Below are 25837 nucleotides of genomic sequence, written 5' to 3'. Positions count from 1 at the left end.
AATATTACAACCTCTTATTTACTTTATCCTTCTCAAAAAATCCTTTAATGTCATAAGTGACCCCATTTGAGTTCAAATGGTTGGATAAGTTGAAATCTTTAAACTCATTGTGAGAAACTGCCAGAATGATAGCGCTGTAATCATTAGAAGGTTTATCCACTAAATTAACATTATACTCATGTTGCACTTCCTCTTTATCTGCTTGAGGATCATATGTGTCTACCTCTATTCCGTAGGACTCCAACTCATGAATTACATCAATCACTTTACTGTTTCTGATGTCAGGACAGTTTTCTTTAAAAGTGATTCCTAAAACTAAGGCTTTACTTCCTTTTATCACAGAACCTTTTTGTGCCATTAATTTTACTACTGAACTAGCAACATACGCCCCCATATTATCATTAATTCTTCTTCCTGCCAATATCACTTGCGGATGATAACCTAATGCCTCCGCTTTATGAGTCAAATAATAAGGGTCTACTCCTATGCAATGGCCTCCCACCAAACCCGGCTTAAAAGGAAGAAAGTTCCACTTTGTACCTGCTGCCTCCAAGACATCTGCGGTATCAATATTCATTTTATCAAATATTAGAGCAAGCTCATTTACAAAAGCAATATTAAGGTCCCGTTGAGAATTCTCAATTACCTTAGCAGCTTCTGCCACTTTGATTGAAGCCGCTTTATGTGTTCCAGCGGTAATAACTTCCTTATAAAGTTGATCTACTTCCTCTGCAATTTCCGGAGTGCTTCCTGAAGTCACTTTCTTTATAGTAGGTAGCCTGTGCTCTTTATCTCCGGGATTAATTCGTTCCGGAGAATAGCCACAAAAGAAATCAACATTATATTTTAAACCGCTTTCTTTCTCAAGGATAGGCACACAATCCTCCTCTGTACAACCGGGGTAAACAGTTGATTCGTAAATTACTATATTACCCTTTTTTAAGGTTTTACCAACTGTGGCAGAAGCCATTTTTAAAGGTGTTAAATCCGGTTGCTTGTATTCGTTAACAGGTGTGGGAACAGTTACAATATAAATATCAGCATCAGCCAAATCCTGTAGGTTAGAACTAAAGGATAAATGCTTTGCTTCTTTTAACTCTTCGCTTTCAACCTCTAAAGTTCTGTCGTGTCCTTTAGAAAGCTCTTCAATTCTTTTCTGATTAATATCAAAACCTAAAACTTCTCTCTTTCTGCCAAACTCAGCAGCTAATGGAAGTCCTACGTATCCAAGTCCTATTACGGCTATTTTTTTCATAAAATCTTAATTGATGTGCAAAATTAATGAATTAATATGAGGATAAAAGCGATTGTATGTAATTGATGCAATATTTCAATTGTGAAATGGTAAATTTGAAATGAAAAGCTCATGTTAGATGACTACTAAAAAGAAATATATTACCCTAAGCCTGGCAATACTAAATAGAAAAAGAAAGCAGTTGAATGATGAACTGCAGGAGCTTCAAATTTCAATGGCATCGGAAACGAAAAGCTCTGCAGGAGATAAGTATGAAACCGCAAGAGAAATGATCAATCAGGAGAAAAATAAGATACTGACGCAGTTATCAGAAATAGGGAAGCAGGAAAATCTCTTATCCCAAATTAACCCCATAGAAAACCATAAAGTAATTAAAACAGGAAGTATTGTAACTACTGATAAGGAAGCCTATTTTATTTCTGTTTCTTTAGGAAAGGTATCAGATGATAACCTACAGTTTATGGCTATCTCTCCGGCTTCCCCCATAGGGCAACTTTTATTAAATAAAAAATCAGGCGAAAGCATTGAGTGGAGAGGTAAATCAGAAAATATTATATCTGTGGAGTAATTAGGCTAATCCTAAAAAATGAATATGCTGGCCTTAATATATATTTCTATAACAAATTAGTATTCGCTATCTTTTTGCTACTATACAACTAGCTCTGTTAGACAGTAGTTAAGCCACCTTTTTAGTCATCCAAAGGCTGGTTTGTAGTCCCTCCCGCTCTCCAAATTAAAATTGCCAGTTATTCGAAATAATTCATGAGATTCTTCCATGCTTAGAATCTATTAACATTCTTTTAAAGCTCTTTCCTCAGAATTTCCAATGGTGGTTTATTAACTACTGATCTGCTGTTCAGTAAACCTATTAAAACAGTTAAGCCTGTAATAGCAAAATAAGAAATCAGCGCACCCGTAAAGTTGGGAACAAAGGCTGTTTCAAAGCTAAAATAAGCCAATGCCCATGCCGATAAAATAGCGATGAAAATTCCTGTAAGTGAAGCAATACTCCCCAAAAAGAAGTATTCCATCATATTTATTCTAATAATCTGCTTTTTGCTAGCTCCTATTGTTCTAAGTAGAACAGCTTCCTGAATCCGCTGGAATTTACTGATACTGACTGAACCAATAAGCACGATGATTCCAGTAATAATGCTGAAAAACGCCATAAATTGGATAATGAATGATATTTTACCGAGTACTTCATCCAACGTTTCTAAAATCAGGTCAAGATCAATAATGGAAATATTTGGGAATTTCCTCACCACTTTCTGTTGGAAAGCAGCTGACTGGTTCACATTGTCATAGTGTGTTAGCAGCACGTGAAATTTAGGGGCTTCTTCAAGCACTCCTTCAGGAAAAAGTACCAAAAAGTTAGTCTGCACCCTTTGCCAGTCAATCTCCCTTAAGCTCCCAACATAAGTTTTGATTGGAGCCCCCTGAACATTGAAAGTGATAGGATCACCTATGTCCACTTTCATATCTTCAGCCACTCCTTTCTCTAAAGAGATAAAAATACTGTCATTCTCATTTTCTACCACGCCATCATATTCCCCAGCTACCAAGGTTTCCGAATCAATTAAACTATCTCTGTAGGTTACTCTGTATTCTCTATTCAGGACCCAATCCCTGATATCCGTAGCGGTGTCTCTCTTAATTTGCTCTACTCCCACATCATTCAGTGAACTTAGCCGCATAGTAACAATTGGTACTTGTTGAATGACTGGTAAACTATCCGCTTTGGTCATTTCAGTGAGTTCATCCACTTGATGACTTTGGATATCAAAAAGCACCATATTAGGCTGATTAGCACTGCTACTGAGTTTTACTTTATCCAATAACAAATCCTGACTGAGGAATAAAGTAGTAATTAATGCTGTACCTAACCCAATGGTAATTACTAAAATTAAGGTTTGATTATTAGGCCTGTAAAGATTGGCAAGCCCTTGCCTTACCACAAAGGAACTTCCTGAAGGAAAGTATTTTCTTACTGCCCAAATAATCAACCTGCCCACTCCGAACAAGATTAAAGTAGCTATGATCAATCCCACAGTAAATACTCCGGCATCCATCCAATCTCTTAATTGAGAAAAAGAAAAGCTGAATATGAACAGGATAACAAAGAAATACACAAAATATTTCGAGCGATCTTTCTCAGCAGATTCAAATGAGGCCCGCAACACTTTTAAGGGTGAAATTTTTCTGATCTGAAGTAAAGGAAATAAGGCAAACAAAATAGCTGTAATCACACCAATTAAAACTCCTTGCAAAATGGCTGAAACACTGATTGCCAATTCAATCTCAAAAGGAAGGAAGTCCTGAAAAAGCTGAGGAAGGAAGAACTGAATAAGAGTTCCCAGGCCGGCACCAATTACTGAACCGATTAATCCCATAAAAGCTATTTGGATAAGATAAATCCATACTCCCTGAGAGGAAGAGGCTCCGATGCAGCGCAAAATAGCCACCGACTGCACCTTTTCCTTTACATACACCTGCACTGAACTTGCTACTCCCATGCAACCCAGCAATAAAGCGATAAAAGCAGTTAAATTGAGAAATCCGGTTAAGTCAGAATAAGCGTCTCCAAGTTCTTGTTTGCGTTCTTCCACGTCATCATAGCGTACTTCTTCCTTCTCCAACCTCGGCTCAATATTCTCTTCAAAGAAGGTTTTACTATCCACCCCCTCAGGAAATTTAACATACAGCTTATAATTAATTCTACTGCCTGTTTGTAACAATCCAGTCGCTTCTAGTTCAGAAAGAGGCACAAAAACAGGTGGTGCAACTGTTGTGGTTATGGCTGATTGACCGGGAGTTTTATTAATTTCCCCTTCAATTAAAAAAGTAGTATTTCCCACTTTTACGGAATCCCCCTGCTGAGCATTAAACTGAAGCATTAAAGATTGATCTACCAGTGCGGATTGCTCCGCAGAAAATCTATTTGCTGCTGTAGCCGGAGTTGTTACTATTTCACCATAAAAAGGATAATTTCCTTCTACAGCTCGCACATTGATTAACCTTGTGCCTCCATCTTTAGGAAAGTACACCATACTGGCAAAACTCAATTCTTCTGATTGAGTCACCTTCAGTTCACTCAAAAATTGCTTTAAAGAATCCGGAATGGGACTTCTGCTTTCTATTTCCAAATCTGCTCCCAGAAGCTCCCTGGCTTCAGAATTTATCTGGGTTGTTAGATTATCACCAAAAGAATTGATAGCCACCAAAGCTCCAATTCCTAACACTATACTACTCATAAAGAGGAACAAGCGGGAACGGTTCTTCCGACTATCACGCCAGGCCATTTTTAAAAGCCAGGAAAATTTCTGCATCTGGTCTGTTATTTTAAGTTTTATTAAGAATTAGAAAGGGAAGCTTCCTGCTGGGTGTCTTCTGCTAATTTGCCGCCTTTTAATTTTAGGATACGATTAGTTTTATTAGCGAGCTCTCCATCGTGCGTTACCATCACTAGCGTTGTGCCTAACTCTTTATTTAAGTTGAAAATCAAATCCTCAATTTTAGCACCAGTTTCTTCGTCCAAATTACCTGTTGGCTCATCTGCAAAAAGTACCTTTGGCTGATTAGCAAAAGCACGTGCAATGGACACTCGTTGCTGTTCACCCCCAGACAATTGAGTAGGATAATGATTTATTCTTTCTTTCAACCCTACCTTTTCCAATAAGTCGATGGCCTGCGGCTTCACATTTTTCATTCCCAACAGTTCTAAAGGAACCATTACATTTTCCAAAGCAGTTAGTGTAGGGAGCAGATTAAAACTTTGAAAGATAAACCCTACATGTTTATTACGAATAGCAGCTCTCTCATCTTCACTTAAACTATCTAAACTTTGTCCATTAAGTACAATATTTCCGGAACTTGCTCCATCCAAACCGGCACAAAGACCTAAAAGCGTAGTTTTACCGCTTCCTGAAGGACCAACAATTGCCACTGAACTTCCTGGCTTAATTTCAAAACTGATATCATTCAGAACCGTAAGAGACTTATTACCGCTTTGATATACCTTAGTTACATGATTTACTAAAAGGATTGAACTCATTGATTTAACCTTATTCTATAATTGAATACTTTTACCAAACGGTTTCGTGTTAAAACAGTTTATTTTTTTACCTGATCGGTACTAACTAAAAATTAATTGATAAAAATGAAAAAAATTTGGCTAATTCCTGTTCTGCTGCTTTCTATAGCCTGTAGCTCGGAAAAGAAGAACTCAAAAGATAATATTCAAGCTACCGCTACTGAAAAACAGGATGCTCAGCCATCACGAGAAACTCCTTCAGAGCAAAACATCATTTTCTTTGGCAACAGCCTGACAGCTGGCTATGGTGTTGACCCTTCTGAAGCCTTCGCTGGACTCATTCAGGAAAGAATTGATTCCTTAGACTATGACTATAATGTAATTAATGCCGGAGTAAGTGGAGAAACTACCGCCACAGGTCTTTCCAGGGTAGAATGGGTTATAAAAAGGCAACCTGTAGATGTATTTGTACTGGAATTAGGAGGAAATGATGGTTTAAGAGGCATCAATCCGAAAGAGACAAAAAAGAATTTAATTGCTATCATAGAGAAAGTTAGGGGCATCCACCCTGAAGTAGAAATTCTGTTGGCAGGCATGATGATTCCCCCGAATATGGGTGAAGATTATGCCAATGAATTTAAAAAGATATATGCTGAAATAGCAGAGACTAAAAATGTAAAACTAATCCCCTTTCTCCTCAAAGATGTAGGCGGCATTGCTGATCTGAATTTACCTGATGGAATTCACCCAACTCCGGCAGGCCATAAAATAGTTGCTGAAACTGTCTGGGAATATTTAAAACCTCTGCTGTAATTCTCATTTGCAGCAGTCTCCTACTCTAAAAAACTCTGCTATTTTAATGTCCAGTTGATTCCTCCAAAAATATTTCTGCCAGGAGCCGGTTGGTAGTATCTTCCTCCAAATGCATTCAAGTCATTTCCTAAGCTATATTTAATATCAGCAATATTCTCAACACCCACGTAAAAATCTAATTGACTTTTAGATAATGGTAAACCGTAGTTTAATTTGATATTTACTAAATGATAAGGAGCTGCTTCAACTGTATTATCGTCCGTAAGAGGCACTTCACTTACAAACCGGTAGTGAAAGTTGGCTGAAAAATGACTGAGCATATTAACATTCAGCATTTGATTAAAGGTATGCTGAGGTACACCTGTTAATAAATTTCCAGAGAAGTCTTCCTCTTCTTTGCGGTAATCTTCAAAAGTAAAATCATAGAAATTGTAGCTTGTTCTGGTGGAAATCTGATTAATCATAGATCCGCCTTTCAACCAAACTACATTAGCTCCCCACTCTGTTCCGAACTGTGCTGTTTCACCTGCATTCTGAAAAAGCACTACTCCATTAGAATCGGTTCTGGTGGTAATAGTTTCCTGCAAAGCTGAATAAAAAACAGTTGCATCAAGCTGTACCTTGTTGCTATATAATTTATGCCCCAGCTCAAGAGTCCTTCCTCTTTCTGCCTGTAATTCTCTGTTAATACTTCCTTCGTTGGTTCTGATTTCATCTAGTGTAGGGCTTGAAAAACCTTCGCTTACAGAAGCAAAAGTCATGTTCTGCGCATTCCACTGATATTGAACCGCCAACCTTGGAATTATTTCATTATCAAACTGCCTTTCAAACTCAAATGGTGCCGCAAAAGCATTTATATTCCTGTTTACATTATAGGTGAGTAAATTACTGCTTAAACCTAGAGTAACCTTCCACTGGTAATAAGAAAGCTGGCTTTGTAGAAAGAAAAACTTCCTGTCAATTCTCAGTTCATCTGAAAATCGAATAGTATCTTTTTCTCCATCCTTGTTACCGAAATTCTCAGCCAGATTATCAGCAAACTGCCATTCAAAACCTGCATCCAATTGTAGCGCTGTATTTTGCCAATTCACCTCGTAAGTCCATTGGTTTCTTATCGCTAATTCTTTGTTAATATCTTCTTTGTAATCAAGAATAAAAGGGTTTTTGAAATCCGTATAAGTAAAACCAACGTGAGTTGTTTGGCTAAGCTGAGAAGTAAAAAAAGAAGTATAGCCGGCACCTGCCAATAAGGTCTTCTGATCGATAGAGGCATTTTGGGCAGCGCTTCCCGGCCGCGCTTGTCGAGGGTTTTCATCAAATTGCTCCTTATTTAACCCTCCGGGGATTTCATAATACAAGTCGCTTAACAACACATGTAAATCAAGTTGATTATTATCATTTATTTGATAGCGCCCTGATAATTGGTATACCTGCCTGTCTAAAGCATTATGGTCACGGTATCCTTCTGCTTGTTGATGATCTAATGCGTAAAATCCAGTCCACTTGTCTTTCTTTAACTGACCATTTATTTTCGCATGAAACTGCTCAAAACTGCCTGCGCCAATTCCTATTTTCAGCTTCTCCTTAGTTTCAAGAGGAAAATTCTTTAACTGGATCACACCACCAAGTCCTGCGCCAAATAAACTACCAGCAGGTCCTTTTAAGATTTCCACTTCCTGCATTTGCGTATTGCTCAATAAATTTAAAGCAGTAGATCCATTCGCTTCTGTAAAAGGAATTCCATTCCAATATACTTTCACATCTCGCACACCAAATGGCGATCGTATTGAACTCCCTCTAATACTCACTCTGTAACTTGCCACGGCACGTTGCTCTAAGTTAACTCCTGGAAGGCTGTTCCATGCCATTACGGGATTGACCGGAGAGTAATTGTCCATTTCCTTCGGGCTTAAATGTGCAATGGGTGCAGACTGTCTATTAATTTGCTCTCCTCTATCGAAACCTGTTACAGTTACTGTTTTTAAAATCGAATCATTTCTGATGCCTTCCTCCTGAGCAAACAGTTCATAATTAAAAATTGTAAAGGAGGTTATTAAGAGTAAAGCTTTGAACATAATTTTAAATAAAATTGTAGAATCTATTTTTAAGGAAGATGTTTTTGAAAAATGGCCAAAAAAGCCTCTACATCATAATTTGTATTATAAACATGAGGTGAAACCCTAATTGATCTTCCTCTGGCCGACACATAAATTTTATGAAGCTTCAGGTCTGTAATCAGCCTTTCTATATCAATTTGCTCAGGCAAATAAATTCCTACCAAGTGGGAAGCAATATTTTCCGGCTTTTCAGCTGGAATGCCATTTACCTCAAGGCATGTAAAAAGAGGTTGCATTAATTGCTTGCAATACTGCTGGATATTTTCAGGTTTCCATTCCAAAATTTGCTCAATAGCAGCTTTCAACATCGGCAAAGTAATAAAGTTGCTAAACTCTCCCACGTTGTACCTACCCGCACCGGGCGAATATTCTTCAGGGTACTTTGTTAAAGTAGAAAAATCAGACGCATCATTACGGTTCATCCACGATTCTTCAATTGGCTTCCCAATGTTGAAACGTTCCGAATAATACGCTAAGCCAGAAGAATAAGGTCCCATTAGCCACTTATAGCCGGCACATATTAACGCATCAATATTAAATTGAGCCACATCCATGGGTAAAGCACCTACAGACTGTGTGCCATCTACAATAAAAATTGTATCTGTTTCTCTACACTTCGCCCCAATAGCTTCTAAATTAAATAAGGTGCCATCCATCCAATGAACGGATGACATCACCAGTAAAGCTGTATCTTTATTAATGGCTTCAATAATTTGATCATTCCATTTTTCTGTTCGTCCCTGCCGCTCTTTAGAGGGAAATAGTACTTTTAACTCCGCATTATTTTCATTGCACCATCTTTGCAATGTCAGGTGAGCACTCGGAAATTCCTCAGACACCACCAATGCATGCTGACCTTTGCCGCATGACACATTAGAAATGGCTGACATTAATCCATAAGATGCAGAAGGAATAACTGCTATTTGCGCTGCAGACCCATTAATCAACTTACCAAAAAGTGACTTCAACTCTTCGGCAGGCTCAAAGAAATCGGATTCCTGTATAGTGAGAGGATTGCTTTTTCGTTGCACAGCGGCAGTACCTGCAGCCCTTACACTAATCAGGTTAGGAGACATATATGCACCATTGAGGTAGTGAATATCCTCAGGCAGCTCAAAAAGATGTTTTTGATCAATCATGTACAAAATATATTGCTAGAGTAGTATGTACTTGAAAGATAGCAAAAAGTTAAGCTGATAGAATTATATTATTGAATTGCCGCTAAAATTTGTGAGTTGAGTACCCTTTAAAAATTCACTCAAAATGAAGAATGTTAGTTACTTCTCCAGCACATAAAATAAATCAAGGCTTTCTTTAGGGTCTTCATGAACAGAGTAGTCTGCCACGGAGATGGATTTTACTAATTTTGTATCCTGCTTATCCAGATTATTTCGATTTACCCTGTTCAAAAACTCATAAGGTATCCTCAGTAAAGATGCAGGCAGTCTGTACTGGAGGTTTAGAATATCGTACTTAGTGATTTTTTTAACTGCCTCCCGGTTTTGCTCATGGTAGGTCATAATTTTATCGTTCCCTGCTATTCCATTTGCCTCCACTTTAGAGAAAATAGATTTACAAAGATCAATTAGCTCATCAGCAAAATACTCTCTTACATGCCAGGGGTTTCTGGTAAGAGTCATTTTCTTGTTGGGTGTACTTATAATTGCTTTACCTCCCGGCTTAAGCACTCTATGGATTTCCTTTAAAAAGGCTTTGTCATCCTTAATGTGTTCTATCACTTGAAAAGACACTACAGTATCAAAAGAATTATCTTCTAATCCTGAAAAAGGAGGAATTACCATTGCCTTAAATGTAGCCTGAGGATACTTCTCCTGTAAGTCATCCGTTAAGCTTTTATACTTATCAATTCCCGTGTAATGGTCCGATGTTTTTACCAGTATTTCCAACCCGCGGCCTGTACCACACCCTACTTCCAAAAGTTTACCACTTATTAATGGCTGAGCATACACATAGGCTGCCAATAATCGCTGATGTATCGGGTTGTCTGAGGCAATAGAATCAGAAGTGATTTCGGTTGTAGAGTGTTTTGACATGGTTGATTTAAAATTTACCCAACTTTAAGGGCTTTTTTTATAGACTCAAAAAAAGATGCTTTAGGAGTTTCTTCTTTTGTTTCAGCAAAAATAGTATCATGAAAGGTAAGGTCCTTTTCCTCTTTATTTGTATAAAACGAAGCTGAAAAAACTTTTCTGTCGGCCGTATCCGGGCATTCAAGCGGTTTAGTATAGCCGTAGTAAGAAGTATCTTTTACTTCAAAAATTAAGGCTCTGTTAAATCTGCAGGAAACTGCCTTTTTACATTTTGACACACAGCCATTCCACATTTCCAATGCCCCATTCCACTCTGCCTTCCACACGGGTGAAAGAAAAAGCTGAAAGTTCAATCTGCGCTGCACATCTTTTACAGGGTGAATATTGAAGTCAATATGCACATCCTCAAAAGAGCCTTTCTTTCCCTTTTGAATCCCCACTCCATAGGCATCATCGGTAATAAAAGTATCTTTTATACCTGTTACCTCTTCAATAAATTTTGAAAAATAAGGCTTTGCGATCTCCTTTTTTAATTGTGAGAAGATTTCAGGATATAAATCAAACCGATCTCCCTCCAACTTATTTTCATGCTGATCTTTTTTATGTTTATTAAAAAGTTCATCAGCAGGAAAAGACTGACTCAACTTTTCAGCAAGGTCCTCTGTCAAAAAATCATCTATCATCACATGGTGATAGGGCTTTGACAGCTTGTATTCTTCTTTATATAAATTAACTTGTTCCTTAGTAAAATGCTTACTCTGAATAAATTCCATAGAGGAAATTAAATTTTAATGGCACAAATATACACTACTCATTCCGGCGAACATGAAAAAAATTGAATAAATTAATCATGCTTTTTAAAATTTATACAATACTTCGATAAATCGCTGTTTACACCGCATTAGCAGGTAGATTAGGTGCTAACAATTTAAAATGAAAAAAGTGCTCAAAACCTGTATTTATCTCCTGATTGTTTATCAAATTGTAAGTTTTTTCCAGAAATTCCATTATTAGAGTAATCTAAAGCAATATAATTGCTGAATAACCATCAGAATCAACGATAGATAATTACTTTTGCAAAGGGAAACTAAATCCTAAAACCACAATAAAGCATTTTACCATGGCAGCATTTCAAAAGCGAGATTTTAATCAATCCAATAAAGCATCTGAAAAAGATTTTATTTTTGGTACCCGTGCTGTAATGGAAGCTATCAATTCAGGAAAAGAACTTGATAGTATTTTTATTCAGAAAGATATACATAATGAGCTAATCAGTGAGTTGATTGAGCTTTGCATTAAATTAAAAATACCATTTACAAAAGCTCCTGTTGAAAAACTGAACCGTACCACCAGAAAAAACCATCAAGGGGTAATCGCTTTCTTATCTGCTGTTAGCTATGCTTCCCTGGACAATATTATAAATGAATGCTTTAGCAAAGGTAAAGACCCTCTTATTTTGATGCTTGACAGGGTGACTGACGTGCGTAACTTTGGAGCTATTGCCAGATCAGCAGAGTGTGCCGGAGTGGATGCTATCGTTATTCCTTTTAAAGGCAGCGCGCAGGTAAATTCCGATGCTGTAAAAACTTCGGCAGGAGCATTACATCATATTCCTGTTTGTCGGGAAAATAGTCTACAAACCACTGTGGAATACCTTCAAAAAAGTGGATTGCAGGTAGTAGCTTGTACAGAAAAAGGCAAGGATCTGATTTATGATGTCCCCCTGAACCAGCCTGTTGCCATTATTATGGGTTCTGAAGAAGATGGCATTAGTAATGAGCTACTGCGCACTGCTGACTACCTGGCGAAAATACCTATGAAAGGAAAAATAGCCTCCCTTAATGTTTCAGTTTCAGCCGGGTTGGTAGTTTTTGAGGCAATTAGGCAACGTTTACAATAATATTTCAGTTGATTTTCAGCTTCACTTTAGGTTTGCCTGTAGTGGCTTCTTCTGATTCTTTTGCTTTAGGATCAGGCAAACTCATCTGTTCGTCCAAAATCTGTTCGTTGATTACTCTGTTTCGCAATTGTGCTGCATAGGCCTGGCCCTTTTTTTCCCCATAATCAACATATGCTTTTCCGGCCCACTCCTGTGCAGCATATAAATCCCCAATTACTTCATAACCTAATGCGATGTTATAGGCCATTCTGCCCATCAGCTTGCCATCACTACTGTTGTTGATCCCCATTTTCCAACTGCTAATTGCCTCTTCCCACTGATTTACCTCTGCCTGACGCGCACCTTTACTCATATAAACATTTTTCTTAGGCTTAGCATAATAGCTTCTGGATAAGTAAACAGGCATTGGAGCAATTTTACCTGCGTAAGTCCCTCCAATAGCAGAGCCTAAGTATTTTGTAGCCTGCGACTTTTGCACTAAACTGGCCACTGCATCTCTGATGCTGGTACCTGTGGCTTCCCACGTTCTGTTTTGCGTATATACATCCTGATCAATAATAGCTCTTTCTTCAGGGTAATAAAGGCGAATTCCTATTCTGGCTGAACCTACACCCTCCGCAAAAAATTCTGTAAACTCTTCCTCTATCTCTTTGCCATCAGCATTCTTCACCTTTCTGGTTTTCTTCCTCTTGCCGTTGGTTACAATGAAATTAGTGTCAAATAATTCCACAGCCAGCAAAGCATCCACTCCATATTTTCTTGTTAAATTATTTACTTCTCTCCAATCTAACGGATCAGGGAATGATCCTAATATGGAATTAGCTTTAAGCTTTTCAGAGGCCAGTTTCACCTCATATCTGGGTGAATTCCTTAAATTATTCTGAAGAGAACTAAAAAGTGCCATCACCCCATCACGATCTTCATTGATTCCTTCTCCCGACAGAACGCCTTCAATAATTCCTAATGTTTGCCTCTGCTGCAAAGACCTGTCCACCATTACAATAGACTGAACACTATTGGGTACATTAATTTCTGCAGGCCGCATTGTACTAATTGAGACAGATTTCATACAACCTGAGAAAAGAATTAGTGTCACAAAGAAAATCCCCCTTCTTATTATCATCTTTTTGATTAGCTTCGTTAATTAACTCAAATGTTAAGGTGATAATAGCTCACTTCACATCTGAAATTTTATTAAATTTATAAAAATCCCACAATTTTACTCTATGTCTTTGGTCAATTTTTTTCAGCCTGAAAATGTTACTATTCAGAAAGTACATTATGCAGGCTTAATATTTGACGTCCTCAGGTTAGACAAAATTCATTTAAGTGCTTCAGGAAATAAATTTTTTAAGCTTAAATACAACCTCCAGAAAGCCCAGAATGAGCAAAAAAAAATGGTATTGACTTTTGGAGGTGCTTTTTCTAACCATATTATATCAACAGCATGTGCAGCCAATGCTTGCGGGTTTTCATCTGTAGGAATAATCAGGGGAGAAGAGGTGGAAAACCCTACACTCAGTGCTGCAAAAGCACAAGGAATGCACTTAAAATTTGTTAGCAGAGGACAATTTAGGGATAAAAATGACGCTGACTTCATTCAGCAATTGAAGGAGGAATTTGGCGATTTTTATTTAATCCCTGAAGGTGGGACCAACGACCTGGCCATAAAAGGAACGCAGGAAATATCCAGTCTTATTCCTGAAGAATATGATTTAATAGGTGTATCTGTGGGCACAGGTGGCACAATGGCCGGTTTAGTTCATTCAAAAAGAGAACATCAGCAAATACTTGGTTTTTCTGCTTTAAAAGGAAACTGGATAGAGCAAGAAATGCTTGAAATGGCAGCCACTCATGAAGGATGGCAGATTCATCAGGACTTATTTTTTGGCGGATATGCCAGATGGAAACCAGAACTAATAGAGTTGATTAATGACTTTTACCAAAAAACCGGAATTCCCCTTGATCCTATTTATAATGGAAAGATGATTTATGGATTACTGAGTGCCTGGAAATCAGGCCAGATTTCTCCTGACCATAATATTTTAGCTATTCACACAGGAGGATTACAGGGTATTGCAGGTTTCAATGCGAGATTTGGAAACATCATTGAAATCTAATACCATCAGGTTCAATGTGGTGCTGTCTCTCTATCTCTTCAAAAGATGCTTTCCTTACCGAAATAATCTGACCTTTAAAGAACAAATCATTTCCTGCCAAAGGATGATTAAAATCTACTATGATATACTTTTTAGTTTTATCAATAATTTTTCCACTTTGTGCTTCTTCCGCATTTTCATATCGGATGAACTCGCCAACCTGAAGTGTTTCCTTTGTATAACCTTCCTTTTCCAGGAATTTATCTATAGAAATTTCTTTTATGAGTGATTCATCTTTCTTGCCATAAGCAAAATCAGCTGGTAAGCGAAAGGCAAAGTTATCGTGGTTACTCTTTCCCATTAAATGTTCCTCGAAATAAGGTAGCATTTTACCAGCACCAATAAGAAACCGTAAAGGATAATCCTGGCCTGAATAATCAACCAGCACACCGTTTTCATCATCTTTTCTTACGTGATAAGAAAGTGTAACTACCGTGTTTTTCTGAATCTCCATAGTAATACTAACTAAAGTGATAATCTGATGTTTGAAAAACCAAGGATTTGTAGCTCTCAAAGAAATATGCGCTATTTCCTCTTGAAGTTAAGCATCTTACCTAAAATCACGCCTTTATTCTCCTTCACCACCAAGTCTTCATCACTTACTCTTTTCACTCCTTCAATGGTGAAAAATGCCTTCGGATTATAAGTTTTGATTGTCGGAATCAGGGAAGGAAGTACCTCACGCTTAACTACGGTAAAGATAATATTTACCTTACCATCATTCCCTGTAGCATCTATATTGGAGTACCGATAGTTATTGCTTTTTAAGTATTCGATTAATTCAACAGCAGGCCTACCTGTAATTACCCGAACTACTACCCTGCCTAATGCCAGCTTTTCTTCAATAAACATGCCCACAAAAGTACCTGTAGCAAAACCACCTGCATAAGCTATATAGCTAATAGGGTTATCAATGTGCTTAATGATTTGTCCTATAGCCAAGAGCCAGATCAGGGCCTCAAAAAAACCTAATACGGGAGCTACTGATTTTTTACCCTGCAATACAAATATTACCCTTATAGTAGCAATTGAAACATCTGCTACCCGGGCAAAAAATATGAGAAGAGGTAATACTACAAATGAAAAAACTTCAGGAGAGACTCCAACATTTTGAAAAAAATCCATCTAAAAAAATTTACTATCCAAACAAATAGCTCACCACCTCAGACAAACGAGAGCAAGCTTTAATTTCAATGTTATATTTTGACTGATCAATACCTTTTAAGCTAAACCTGGAAACTATTATTACTTCAAAACCTAATTTCTCAGCTTCCGCTATCCTATTATCGATCCGGTTAACGGCTCTTATTTCGCCACCCAAGCCTACTTCTCCCGCCATACAAGCTTTAGAGGATACCGAAATCTCTTCAAGAGAAGAAATTATAGCCACACATACTGCTAAATCAATTGCAGGGTCTTCCACTCTTATTCCTCCGGCAATATTCAAAAACACATCCTGAATGCCTAGCCTAAATCCTCCTCTTTTTTCCAGAACGGCTAGCAACATATTTAGCCGTTTACTATCAAAGCCTGTAGCACTTCTTTGCGGTGTGCCATAAGTAGCTGTGCTAACCAAAGCCTGAATTTCAATTAATAATGGTCTGTTTCCTTCCAGCGTTGCACCAATGGCAGTTCCGCTTACATCGCCTTCTTTTTGGCTGATCAAAATCTCAGAAGGGTTGCTTACTTGTCGTAGTCCATTATTCAGCATTTCATAAATACCCAATTCATTGGTGGAGCCGAATCGGTTTTTGGTTGTCCTCAAAATTCTGTAGGAAAGATGCCTGTCCCCCTCAAATTGAAGTACTGCATCTACCATATGCTCCAAAACTTTAGGCCCGGCAATGGCTCCATCCTTAGTAATATGACCAATGAGGAAAACCGGTATTTTATTTTCTTTAGCAAAGCGCATTAACTCTGCGGTACATTCTTTCACCTGGCCCACACTTCCGGCCGCTGATTCCATTTTAGGGGAAGTGAGTGTCTGAATAGAATCAATCACTAAAATATCAGGATCCAATTCCTTTACCTCTTTAAAAATATCTGTTGTTGCTGTTTCTGTCAGGATAAAACAGTTTTCAGAACTGTGTTCCATCCTATCTGCCCGCATTTTAATTTGCTGTGCGCTTTCCTCACCACTTACATAGAGCACCCTTTTATGGGAAAGATTGAGTGCTATTTGCAACATCAGAGTTGATTTTCCAATTCCTGGTTCGCCACCAATTAAAACTAATGAACCTGGCACAATGCCTCCTCCTAAAACACGGTTCAGTTCTCCATCAGGCACAATAATTCTGGCTTCCTTAGAAGCTTCCACTTCCTGAATGGCTATTGGCTTATTGACAGTGTGTCTTGAAGAAATATAACCTGAGGCAGATTTTTCTTTTTGTACCACTTCCTCCACAAAAGTATTCCACTCGCCACAAGCAGGGCATTTACCCACCCATTTTGGTGATTCCGCACCGCAATTCTGACAGAAGTATAATGTTTTAGTTTTAGCCATGTCCTGTTAAAAATTTAAAGTTAAGGCTTTTTTATGGAGCTGTTTAAAGAAGAGAGAGTTAAATATTAAGAGAAAGTATTAATGATGAATCTTGATAGGCTAACCTTCTATTTCAGCCTCCATCTTCTTCAAAGCGCTAATAAATTCCTCCATAAATAATTTTCTCTTTGTGGCATTCAATAAGCCTAGTGATAGAAACGGATTCAAATCTTCTAATTCCACCAAAAGGAGGGAGCCATCTTTTTGCCTGCAAGCATCTACTCTCATGATCCCTCGTTTCATATTATTCCATTGAATAAATTGTTCAGCGAAGCTTAAATCCTCCTTGGTAGACTCATACTCTACTAATTCCCATCGTTTTTCTTTAATAGGGGCATGCAGCGCATATTGAAAGGAGTTATTGAGGTAGTAAAAGGAGATCTCATATTGAAAGTCGATAAAAGGCTGGATCAGTTTGTCTTGGGGGTTGTTCAGAAATAATTCTTTATGGGTTAAGATTTCCATTCCAATAGAATCTGCTCCATTTCGTAGCTTAACAACATATTGATCAGATACAGGAAATTTAGAAATACCTCCAAAATGCTCAACCGTTGGAATTACGGGATAACTCAACTCATATAAATCCAGTAAATATTGCTTGCCTCTCATGTCTGCTTTTCCATCAAAGGAATTAAAAGTACGCAAGTTCTTTTCCTGAGCAATTCCCATAAATCGATCGAAATACTCCTGGTAAGCACTCACTGGCCCTGTATTTCTGAAAACAATCAAATCTGTATGTTCAGAAAGGGCAATTGCCTGCTGTGGGTGACCAATGAGTACATTAAAATGCTCCTTTAATTGAGAAGTTATAAATAAATCCTCTTCATAATACTTTCTGCCTTTAGCCTGGTAATAAAGATCTGTGAGGTAAAGTAATGTATGCATTTACACGGTAAGTGAAAAGTAGAATGAAAACTTAAGCTAAAATAGATTGAATGTCCTCCTGGGTTAAGTTTTTCATAAAGTTTTCTTCAGTGCTTATCAGGTCTCTGGCAAGATTCACTTTCCGCTCCTGCAATGCCAAAATTTTCTCTTCTACCGTATTTTTAGTAATGAATTTATAGGTAAACACTTGTTGTTTCTGACCTATCCTGTGCGCTCTGTCTACTGCCTGCTGCTCAATAGCCGGGTTCCACCACGGATCCAAGAGGAATACATAATCGGCAGCAGTTAAATTTAAACCCAACCCACCTGCTTTTAAGGAAATAAGGAACACAGGAATATTGTCATTATCCTGAAAAAGTCTTACTTGTTTTTCCCTGTCTTTTGTACTACCATCCAGATAAGCAAATTTTATTCTGCTCCGTTCCATATAGTCTTTCATCAAGCTCAAATGCTTCACAAACTGACTAAATATTAACACCTTATGCCCCTTGGAGATGATGGAGCTTAGCATATGAGTTACATCTTCCATTTTGCCGGAATCTCCTTTATATTCCTTATCCACCATTTTAGGATGATTGGCAATTTGCCTCAGTTGCGTAAGGCCCTGAAGAAGCACCATTTGAGATTTTCTTATTCCATTTTGTTCAATATGCTCCAGAATTTTATCTCTGTAGAAAGATTTTACCTCCTCGTATTTATCTTCCTGCATGGTTGTCATAGTGGCATAATGGATTTTCTCAATTTTATCCGGGAGTTCTGTGGCCACCTGTGATTTATGCCTCCGAAGAATAAAGGGTTTTATGAGTGTGGCTAATTTCTGAGATTTCGTTTCATCCTGCTTCTTTTCAATAGGCACTACAAATTCATCTTTGAAAAACTTTTTGTTCCCCAGCAACCCAGGGTTCACAAATGACATCTGCGACCATAAATCCATTGTGCTGTTTTCAACAGGAGTACCGGTCAGTACTAACCTTCTGCGAGATTTTAATTTTTTAACAGCCTTTGCAATATTAGAATCCGGATTTTTAATGGCTTGAGATTCATCCAGAATAATAAAATTGAAATAATAATCAGAGAGCACATCAATGTCCAGTCGGGTAATGCCATAGGAAGTAAGTATCAGATCATAATTCTCAAACTGACTGGCATCTTTTACACGGTTAGTACCTGTATAAATAAAAATCCTCAAATCAGGAGTAAACTTGGCTGCTTCATTCATCCAGTTATAAATTAATGAAGTAGGCATAATCAGTAAATTTGCATTCACTCTTCCCTCTTCCTTTTCTGACTGGAGCATAGCTAAAGTCTGCACAGTTTTACCCAAGCCCATGTCATCAGCAAGGCATCCCCCAAAATTATATTTATTAAGGAATTGGAGCCAATTAAAACCTGCCCTTTGGTAAGGCCTTAGCTCTCCATTAAATGCTTCCGGCAGAGGATGGTCATCAATCTGGTCAAAATCTCTGAGTTTCGCCAGCTTTCTATCCATTTGTACAGAGGCCAGCTCACTATTCTCAAGATCCTGAACCAAAGCCAGGTGATGCTTCTTGATTTTCATTTTATCATCAGCACCTTTTTCCATAAAGCTGAAAAGTTCTGAATAGTCCTCAAACCAGTGGGAAGGAATAACCGCATACTGATTATTAGGTAATTTAAACTCAGTTTGTTTATTATTTATATGCTCTCTTAATTCCTTAAATGAAATCTGATAATCACCAAACATGATTACCGCGTTAATATCAAACCAATCTATCCCCTCAGAAATATCTATTGAAATAGAAGACTGCCCAAGGAAATACTGCTTTGCATTGCTCGCTTTATCCTGTTCTACCTGAATGCCATTTTCCTTCAGCCAATCTGTATTTTTTGAAAGCCAGCTAAAGGCCTGAGACTTGGGAAGAGTTAATTTACCTTTAAGAATATTTAAGCCACGACTCACCATGGCATCCCGCAAACTCTTTTCTTTTACTATATTTCTAACTAAACGCTTAAATAAAAACTGACCATCCTCCTTCTCTACTTTAACCGAAACTGATTGATCAGTACCCAATAAAAAAGTGTGCTCACCATATTTAAATTTAAGTTCAATCAATAACTTCCCCTCTTCCCTCACCTCTTTTTTATCTTCTTCAAAAAGGCTTAAAGAAGCACTTGAAGTAGCTAATTCAGAAATTTTTAATAAGGGGTTAGGCTCTTCCCTTATAGTTTTAATTTTAAATCCTTTTGCAAAAACATCGAATGAGGCTACTAGAGGAGCTACAAATTTCCTGAAATACTGATCCTCAACTTTTTCAGGTATAGCAATGAAATATTTGTTCAGAAATGGCTTAAGTTTTTTACCATCCGGGTTTTTAGCAAATGAATAAAGTTTCTGATTTACAACCATGTAAGCAGGCTCATGGCAAACTAAATACGCCCCTTTGTATTGAAAATCTACCTTTTCCCCTTCATGTTTAATTGTAGGGAAATAATGCGTGTTATCTTCATTTTTAACAAAATGAAAAAGTACTGTGGCCTTTTCTTTCTGAATGTGGATTTGGCGCCATGCAGGCTCACCATCATTCCCCATTTCAAAAAGCATTTTATCGGTCAGCTTGGACAAAATTTTCGCCCTTCTTCTCTCTAAATATCTCTGTATTTCCTCCTGAAGTAGCTGATTGCCTTTTTCAGGGTGGTAAACTTTATCAAAAAACTCAGCTGTTTTAACCTTGGTTTTATAGAATTTTCGTGCAATGGCATCCTGCTGAATAGAATCCATCATTTCTATTAGTTCATAATCTACCTCATCCAATCCTTTCGCAAACTCTTTAGCATTTTTGGAAGAAATATTCTGGTGGGCAAAAGTAAGCTCTCCCCTGCTGTTTTTCTGTACAACAAATGATTCAAATATATAGCCTAAAAACTCATGTTCAAATAATGAATAAATTATCTGGAAAGGTTGAGTAGTAAATACCTTCATAGCTGAAAACTTGTCTTCTCTTCAGTTTAGTGATCCATTTAAAAAAATCAAGTTTGAAATTTAGTAAATAACTCGTTATTTTTTGTGAAAAAACTGAAAAATCTATAATCTGTGCACTTCTAAAGACTTTACTGCCACTGATGCTGGCTTAAATGAGGCTAGCATAGTAATCAGAATAATGCTGCCCATTGTGAAAATAAAATCTGAAAGGAGCATTTTTACCGGATAAGCTTCCTGCACAGCCGAAGCCATTCCCATTGAAACCAAGCCATACTGTTGTTGAAGAAAGCAAATAATGAGTCCCAGTGCTGCGCCTACTATTGCTCCGGAGAATGAAATAATAGAACCTTCCACCAGAAATATCTTCCGGATGATTTGTTTCGAAGCCCCCATAGCATAAAGAATACTTACATCTCGTTTCTTATCAAGTGCCAGCATGGTAAGAGAGAAAAAGATATTAAAAGAGGCTACTGCCAAAATAAATGTGAAAGTAAGGTAAACGAACAGCTTTTCAATTTTTATAGCCTGTAACAGGGAGGCGTGTTGTTCGTCAGAATTAAGAATTTCGAACGTCTCTCCGAACTGTGCCACCATCTGTTCCTGCACTTTTTCTACTTCCTTATTTTCATCAAGGTTAACTTCAATAGCTGTCAGCTTACCCTTTTTACCAATTAATTTTTCCGCAAACCGAAGGGGCACAAAAATATATTTCTCATCATATTGTTTTTCAATAGCAAAAACCCCGGCTGGCATAAGAATACCTGAATTGTACATGCTTGATGGGTTGGTAACACCGGGCTTTATATTTTTTGGGTAGTAAAATTGAAGTGCTAAAAAATCATTTCTGGGGTTTATGGCCAGGTCATAGCGAATTCCCCTGCCCACTATTGCAAAGTTCTGCTCCTTTTCCTGCAATTTTATTTGCCCTTCAGTAATGTAATCCTCCAGTTTGTTATGTTGGATAAACTCAGGGCTTACACCCTTCATTCTCACCACCGTTTCTCCGTCATTGTACCTCACCAACACGTTATCTTCCATTACACGTGTAATGCTTTCCACCCCTTCAATGGCCAAAAGCTGTTGCGCCATTTCTTCCTCATAATCAAAAAACTTCCCCTCCTTTAGTGAGATCTGAAGGTCTGCATCAAAAGACCTGTATAAGGATCTGATCAGATCTTCCAGACCATTGAAAACAGATAGCACTATAATTAAGGACATAGTACCAATAGCCACGCCAACCATAGAAATAATGGAAAGTACGTTGATAAAGCTTTTCTTTTTTTTAGAGAAAAAGTACCTCTTGGCTATAAAGTAAGAAAGATTTTTCAAAAGGAAGGGTTAGTATTAATTGTCTTCTTTTTCTTCATCATCAGCTGGCGGAATATCCAGTTTTGATAAAATAGATTCTATCCTGTTTGCCTGATCAAGAGTTTCATCTAAATAAAAAACCAGCTCGGGTACTATTCTCACCTGTTTACCTATTCTATTACCTAAATGCTTTCTGATTTCACTTTTCTTCAGTTGTATTTCCTCCATAGTTGCCTTAGGATTCTCTGCAAGCATTAAGCTTAAGTATACTTTTGCCAAGCCTAAATCCGGTGACATCTCCACTTCTGTTATAGTAATAAAGGTTTTACCGAAGGCATTTCCCATATCTTTTTGGAATATTTCCCCCAGATCCTTCTGAATTAATCTAGAAAATTTCTGCTGTCTTGTTCCTGCTGCCATAATATTCATTCTTTTCACTACAAATATGCACGATATTTTATACAATTTGTGCTTTATACTCTAATTTAGCATTTGTAGTTTAACTTAAAAACTTAATTAATTGATTGGCTTTTTCCGAATAAATGACCCCTATCGCCTGATTGTACTTTTTTTGGCAGTAGTTCTTATTCGTTTACCCTATTTTATATCTTCTGAGCCTCTGCAATATGAGCTCAACTGGATGCTGATAGGAGAAACGCTGAACCAGGGAAATATTTTATATATAGATTTATTTGAACCCATTGCCCCACTGGCGGCATGGGTGTATAGCGCCATCGATTTTGTTTTTGGGCGCTCAATTCTGGCTTATCAAATTTTGGCTACTCTTCTGATGGGTTATCAGTTTGTGTTATTCAATAACATCATGTATAAAAATAAAGCTTATAACGAAAATTCGTATGTTCCGGCTTTTGTATATGCTTTATTGATGCAAGTGTTTTTTGATTTTTTCACGTTGTCTCCGGTATTAATCAGCATGACCTTTATTTTGCTGGTGCTTGATAATATTTACCTTAGAATTGAAAATAAGCTGGATGACCTCACTATTTTTAAAACAGGTTTTTTTATGGGATTGGCAGTGTTGTTTTACCTGCCCTCCATTGTGTTTGTGATAGCTACCATTTTATCTTTTATCCTTCTTACAGGACTAATATTCAGACGTTACCTGATGTTCCTGTATGGATTCATGTTACCAATAGCAGTTGTAGCTTTATATTATTTTTGGCATAATGCCTTGGGCGAGATGCTTTATCAATGGATTCTTTTTACTTTAATTCACGATAAAGAAAATGTGCTTGGACTGACCTCTCTGTCTTTAATTATAGGAATTCCTACTCTTGTTTTTGTGGCATCATTATATAAGACTTTCACCATCTCCCGCTTTACAAATTACCAGGTACGTGTTCAGCAGGTTATGTTTATGATGTTTATTGCCGCCTGGTCTGTCTGGATTTTATCTGATGTAAAAGCACCTTATCAGCTAATAGTATTTATTCCCTTTATGGCTTTTTTCATCGCCCATTTTTTATTACAAATCAAAGGCAGGTTTTTAGCTAATATCTTTACCCTTCTGTTTACTGCTAGCCTACTGGTAATTAATTATTCTCTTTTCTATCAAAATTTTTATATCCACAAATGGGGAAATTACGGCACACTAAAAATATATGAAAGCTTATATGATCAAGAGGTAAAAGGCAAAAACATACTGGTATTAGGTGAAGGAAAATCCATTTATAATGATGCTGCCAGCGTAGCTACCAAATTCTACAACTGGCCGTTAAGTAAGAAAGTCTGGACTGAAACGGATAACCCTCAGCAATTAGCCATGATTTATGATGACTTAATAGCGAATGAGCCGGAAACCATCATTGATTTGGATGGAGTGGCCGAAGAGGTTTTAAACAAGCTTCCGGGAATAAGAAAAAAATACAGGAAGACAAACGCAAAGGTGTATGTTTTAAATAATGAAGAATAGATGCAAAGATAATTCACCTCTAGTTCAAGCATCCTCCTCGTGCAATCAACTTAATACCCCAGATGCTTTTTTAACCTGTAATCCAACTTGTTAGCCTGGCAACCTATATTAACAAGGAATTTTGTTCACTCTTCTTTCATGTCTACCTCCTTCAAAGTGTTCTTTTAGAAAAGCAAGGGTAATAGTTTCTGCATCTTCGTAGCTAATAAAGCGTGCGGGGAGACATAAAATATTAGCATTATTGTGCTGACGGGCTAATGTGGCCAACTCAACTTTCCAGGCGATTGCCGCACGGATTTTCTCGTGTTTATTGGCTGTTATTGCTACACCATTCGCACTTCCACAAATTAGCACACCCATTTCCTGCTCCCCATTTCCCACAGAAGTGGCCAGAGGATGAACATAATCAGGGTAATCAACTGAATCATCATTAAAAGGACCAAAATCTTTTACAGTAAAACCTTTCTCTTCCAAAAATTTTACGAGCTTTTGTTTGTACTCGAAACCTGCATGGTCTCCTCCTATAGCTACTCTCATATTTTAATTTATAATGGATTTATTTAATCAGTTTTAAATATACTTTCAGTCCTGTTAGCTCCGAATGCAACTGCAGACCGTATAGATTCATTAATTACTTTCCCAAAACCTGTCACTTATGCTTTCTTCATGATGATGTGTCATAATCTGTTGCTCACTTTCATCAAACTCAACATTTCTTCTTTGCATTACAATTGAAGCTACTTCCATAGCTTTACTTAACTTGAAAGTAGTAAAACCGGAAGCTCCGCCCCAGGCGAATGATGGAATAAAATTTCTTGGGAAACCACTTCCAAAAACATTGGCGGATACTCCTACCACAGTTCCTGTATTGAACATTGTATTTATGCCCGATTTTGAATGATCTCCCATCATTAATCCACAAAACTGCAAGCCAGTATCCTCAAATTTCTGCTGACCGTAGTCCCAAAGCTTCACGTGAGCATAGTTATTCTTAAGGTTAGATGTATTGGTTGCAGCTCCAAGATTGCACCATTCGCCTATCACTGAATTACCGATAAAACCATCATGTCCTTTGTTTGAATATCCGAAAAAGACAGTATTACTTATCTCACCACCCACTTTACAATAAGGACCTACAGTACTATCTCCCTTAATAATTCCTCTCATACTAAGATGAGCACCTTCGCATAATGCAAAGGGTCCTTTAATAATAGCACCTTCGTTTACAACGGCATTTTTTCCAATGTAAATGGGGCCATCCTCTGCATTTAGAATGGCCGCCTTAATGCTTGCTCCTTCTTCAATAAAGATGTTACTTTCATTATACACAATGGAATGAGGATCATTAATATGCTGAGTATTACGACCAGCTGTAATCAGGTTATAATCTGCTTTAATTTCCTTACCATTAAACTGGAAAATATTCCATTTTTCAGAAATAATAGTGAGCTCGCCATCAAACTCAGCAGCCTCTTGCAGCTTTTCAGAAACATTAAAAAAAGAAATCTCTTCATCCGAAGCATGAGCAGCAATCAATATATTGCCTTTTTTTAAAGTTGCCCCTAACGCTATAGCATTTACTAACTCCGGTGTAGGACAAACCGAACTGTTGATTAAAACATTTTGCTTAGCTAATTTTTGAGGAAACTTTTGCTGAAGGTGGGGTACAGCTATATGTGACAACCCGGTCTTAAGATACTTTTCCCATTTCTCGCGGATAGTGAGGATACCTACTCTTATTTCCGCTATAGGACGAGTAAATGTAAATGGTTTAAGCTTATTACGAGTTTCAGCCTGTTCAATTAGCAGATAGTTCATAGGTACAAAAATAAAAAAGTCTCTTGGATATGACTATCCAAGAGACTTTTAAAATGAATTTTAA

22 protein-coding genes are annotated in these 25837 nt (G+C 37.5%); 5 read left to right on the top strand and 17 right to left on the bottom strand.

The features are described from left to right. Nucleotides 1-4 precede the first annotated feature (4 nt). Nucleotides 5-1255 carry a Vi polysaccharide biosynthesis UDP-N-acetylglucosamine C-6 dehydrogenase TviB gene (gene tviB / locus IEV85_RS11910; RefSeq protein ID WP_188463579.1) on the bottom strand — a complete coding sequence of 417 codons (1251 nt, stop codon included), beginning with the start codon at nt 1253-1255 and terminating at the stop codon, nt 5-7. Nucleotides 1256-1373: 118 nt separating this feature from the next. Here tviB and IEV85_RS11905 point away from each other — a divergent pair, with 118 nt between their 5' ends. Further along, on the top strand, nt 1374-1823 hold the full coding sequence (locus IEV85_RS11905) for a GreA/GreB family elongation factor (RefSeq protein ID WP_188463577.1): 450 nt from the start codon (nt 1374-1376) through the stop codon (nt 1821-1823). 232 nt (nt 1824-2055) lie between these two features. Here the strand turns inward: IEV85_RS11905 and IEV85_RS11900 are convergent, their stop codons facing one another. Together IEV85_RS11900 and IEV85_RS11895 are read right to left on the bottom strand one after the other, a co-directional pair. Beyond that, nucleotides 2056-4584 carry an FtsX-like permease family protein gene (locus IEV85_RS11900; RefSeq protein ID WP_188463574.1) on the bottom strand — a complete coding sequence of 843 codons (2529 nt, stop codon included), beginning with the start codon at nt 4582-4584 and terminating at the stop codon, nt 2056-2058. Between the two features lie 23 nt (nt 4585-4607). After that, on the bottom strand, nt 4608-5309 hold the full coding sequence (locus tag IEV85_RS11895; RefSeq protein WP_188463572.1) for an ABC transporter ATP-binding protein: 702 nt from the start codon (nt 5307-5309) through the stop codon (nt 4608-4610). Between the two features lie 105 nt (nt 5310-5414). Between IEV85_RS11895 and IEV85_RS11890 the strand changes: the two genes are divergently transcribed. Then, a complete protein-coding gene (locus IEV85_RS11890) occupies nt 5415-6101 on the top strand; it encodes an arylesterase (RefSeq protein ID WP_188463570.1) in 687 nt (228 codons plus the stop codon). 38 nt (nt 6102-6139) lie between these two features. Here IEV85_RS11890 and IEV85_RS11885 read toward each other — a convergent pair whose 3' ends face one another. From IEV85_RS11885 to IEV85_RS11870, 4 genes are all read right to left on the bottom strand, one after another. Next, nucleotides 6140-8176 (bottom strand): TonB-dependent receptor family protein, encoded by a 2037-nt coding sequence (locus IEV85_RS11885; protein ID WP_188463568.1) that lies wholly within the window; start codon nt 8174-8176, stop codon nt 6140-6142. 29 nt (nt 8177-8205) lie between these two features. Continuing rightward, the gene (locus IEV85_RS11880) at nt 8206-9357 is read right to left on the bottom strand and encodes an aminotransferase class V-fold PLP-dependent enzyme (RefSeq protein ID WP_188463566.1); all 1152 of its coding nucleotides are present in this window, start codon (nt 9355-9357) and stop codon (nt 8206-8208) included. 138 nt (nt 9358-9495) lie between these two features. After that, the gene (locus IEV85_RS11875) at nt 9496-10272 is read right to left on the bottom strand and encodes a class I SAM-dependent methyltransferase (protein WP_188463564.1); all 777 of its coding nucleotides are present in this window, start codon (nt 10270-10272) and stop codon (nt 9496-9498) included. A gap of 14 nt (nt 10273-10286) precedes the next feature. Then, the gene (locus IEV85_RS11870) at nt 10287-11042 is read right to left on the bottom strand and encodes a 2OG-Fe(II) oxygenase (protein WP_188463562.1); all 756 of its coding nucleotides are present in this window, start codon (nt 11040-11042) and stop codon (nt 10287-10289) included. 347 nt (nt 11043-11389) lie between these two features. Between IEV85_RS11870 and rlmB the strand changes: the two genes are divergently transcribed. After that, entirely contained in the window at nt 11390-12169 is a 780-nt protein-coding gene (gene rlmB, locus IEV85_RS11865; protein WP_188463560.1) for a 23S rRNA (guanosine(2251)-2'-O)-methyltransferase RlmB, read from the top strand. Between the two features lie 4 nt (nt 12170-12173). Here rlmB and IEV85_RS11860 read toward each other — a convergent pair whose 3' ends face one another. Continuing rightward, nucleotides 12174-13292, bottom strand: coding sequence for a DUF6340 family protein (locus tag IEV85_RS11860; RefSeq protein ID WP_188463558.1), 1119 nt, complete (start codon nt 13290-13292; stop codon nt 12174-12176). 103 nt (nt 13293-13395) lie between these two features. Here IEV85_RS11860 and IEV85_RS11855 point away from each other — a divergent pair, with 103 nt between their 5' ends. After that, nucleotides 13396-14289: a 1-aminocyclopropane-1-carboxylate deaminase/D-cysteine desulfhydrase gene (locus IEV85_RS11855; RefSeq protein WP_188463556.1), complete on the top strand. Its 894-nt coding sequence runs from the start codon at nt 13396-13398 to the stop codon at nt 14287-14289. Here the strand turns inward: IEV85_RS11855 and IEV85_RS11850 are convergent. The 7 genes from IEV85_RS11850 to rbfA all read right to left on the bottom strand — a co-directional run bounded on the left by IEV85_RS11850 (nt 14276) and on the right by rbfA (nt 22442). Continuing rightward, the gene (locus IEV85_RS11850) at nt 14276-14782 is read right to left on the bottom strand and encodes an FKBP-type peptidyl-prolyl cis-trans isomerase (RefSeq protein WP_188463554.1); all 507 of its coding nucleotides are present in this window, start codon (nt 14780-14782) and stop codon (nt 14276-14278) included. The two genes, IEV85_RS11855 and IEV85_RS11850, sit on opposite strands and share 14 nt — an antisense overlap. A gap of 71 nt (nt 14783-14853) precedes the next feature. After that, the gene (locus tag IEV85_RS11845) at nt 14854-15453 is read right to left on the bottom strand and encodes a DUF2179 domain-containing protein (RefSeq protein WP_188463552.1); all 600 of its coding nucleotides are present in this window, start codon (nt 15451-15453) and stop codon (nt 14854-14856) included. 13 nt (nt 15454-15466) lie between these two features. After that, complete coding sequence (gene radA / locus IEV85_RS11840) at nt 15467-16831, bottom strand: DNA repair protein RadA (protein WP_188463550.1); 1365 nt, start codon at nt 16829-16831, stop codon at nt 15467-15469. A 99-nt stretch (nt 16832-16930) separates the two neighbouring features. Next, complete coding sequence (locus IEV85_RS11835; protein WP_188463548.1) at nt 16931-17755, bottom strand: hypothetical protein; 825 nt, start codon at nt 17753-17755, stop codon at nt 16931-16933. Between the two features lie 31 nt (nt 17756-17786). Next, nucleotides 17787-20714 (bottom strand): DEAD/DEAH box helicase, encoded by a 2928-nt coding sequence (locus IEV85_RS11830; protein ID WP_188463546.1) that lies wholly within the window; start codon nt 20712-20714, stop codon nt 17787-17789. Nucleotides 20715-20816: 102 nt separating this feature from the next. Further along, nucleotides 20817-22043 (bottom strand): ABC transporter permease, encoded by a 1227-nt coding sequence (locus tag IEV85_RS11825; protein ID WP_229712578.1) that lies wholly within the window; start codon nt 22041-22043, stop codon nt 20817-20819. A gap of 15 nt (nt 22044-22058) precedes the next feature. After that, the gene (gene rbfA, locus IEV85_RS11820; protein ID WP_188463544.1) at nt 22059-22442 is read right to left on the bottom strand and encodes a 30S ribosome-binding factor RbfA; all 384 of its coding nucleotides are present in this window, start codon (nt 22440-22442) and stop codon (nt 22059-22061) included. A gap of 100 nt (nt 22443-22542) precedes the next feature. On the opposite strand from rbfA, the gene IEV85_RS11815 reads away from it, so the two are divergent. Beyond that, nucleotides 22543-23955 carry a hypothetical protein gene (locus IEV85_RS11815; protein ID WP_188463542.1) on the top strand — a complete coding sequence of 471 codons (1413 nt, stop codon included), beginning with the start codon at nt 22543-22545 and terminating at the stop codon, nt 23953-23955. Nucleotides 23956-24063: 108 nt separating this feature from the next. Here IEV85_RS11815 and rpiB read toward each other — a convergent pair whose 3' ends face one another. After that, a complete protein-coding gene (rpiB, locus tag IEV85_RS11810; RefSeq protein ID WP_188463540.1) occupies nt 24064-24492 on the bottom strand; it encodes a ribose 5-phosphate isomerase B in 429 nt (142 codons plus the stop codon). A 90-nt stretch (nt 24493-24582) separates the two neighbouring features. Beyond that, nucleotides 24583-25773, bottom strand: coding sequence for a GlmU family protein (locus tag IEV85_RS11805; protein WP_188463537.1), 1191 nt, complete (start codon nt 25771-25773; stop codon nt 24583-24585). Between the last annotated feature and the right edge of the window lie 64 nt (nt 25774-25837).

Source organism: Marivirga lumbricoides (genome assembly GCF_014636295.1).
In the GTDB taxonomy this organism is placed as follows: Bacteria; Bacteroidota; Bacteroidia; order Cytophagales; family Cyclobacteriaceae; genus Marivirga; species Marivirga lumbricoides.
This window is presented reverse-complemented; position numbering and strand designations above follow the sequence as displayed.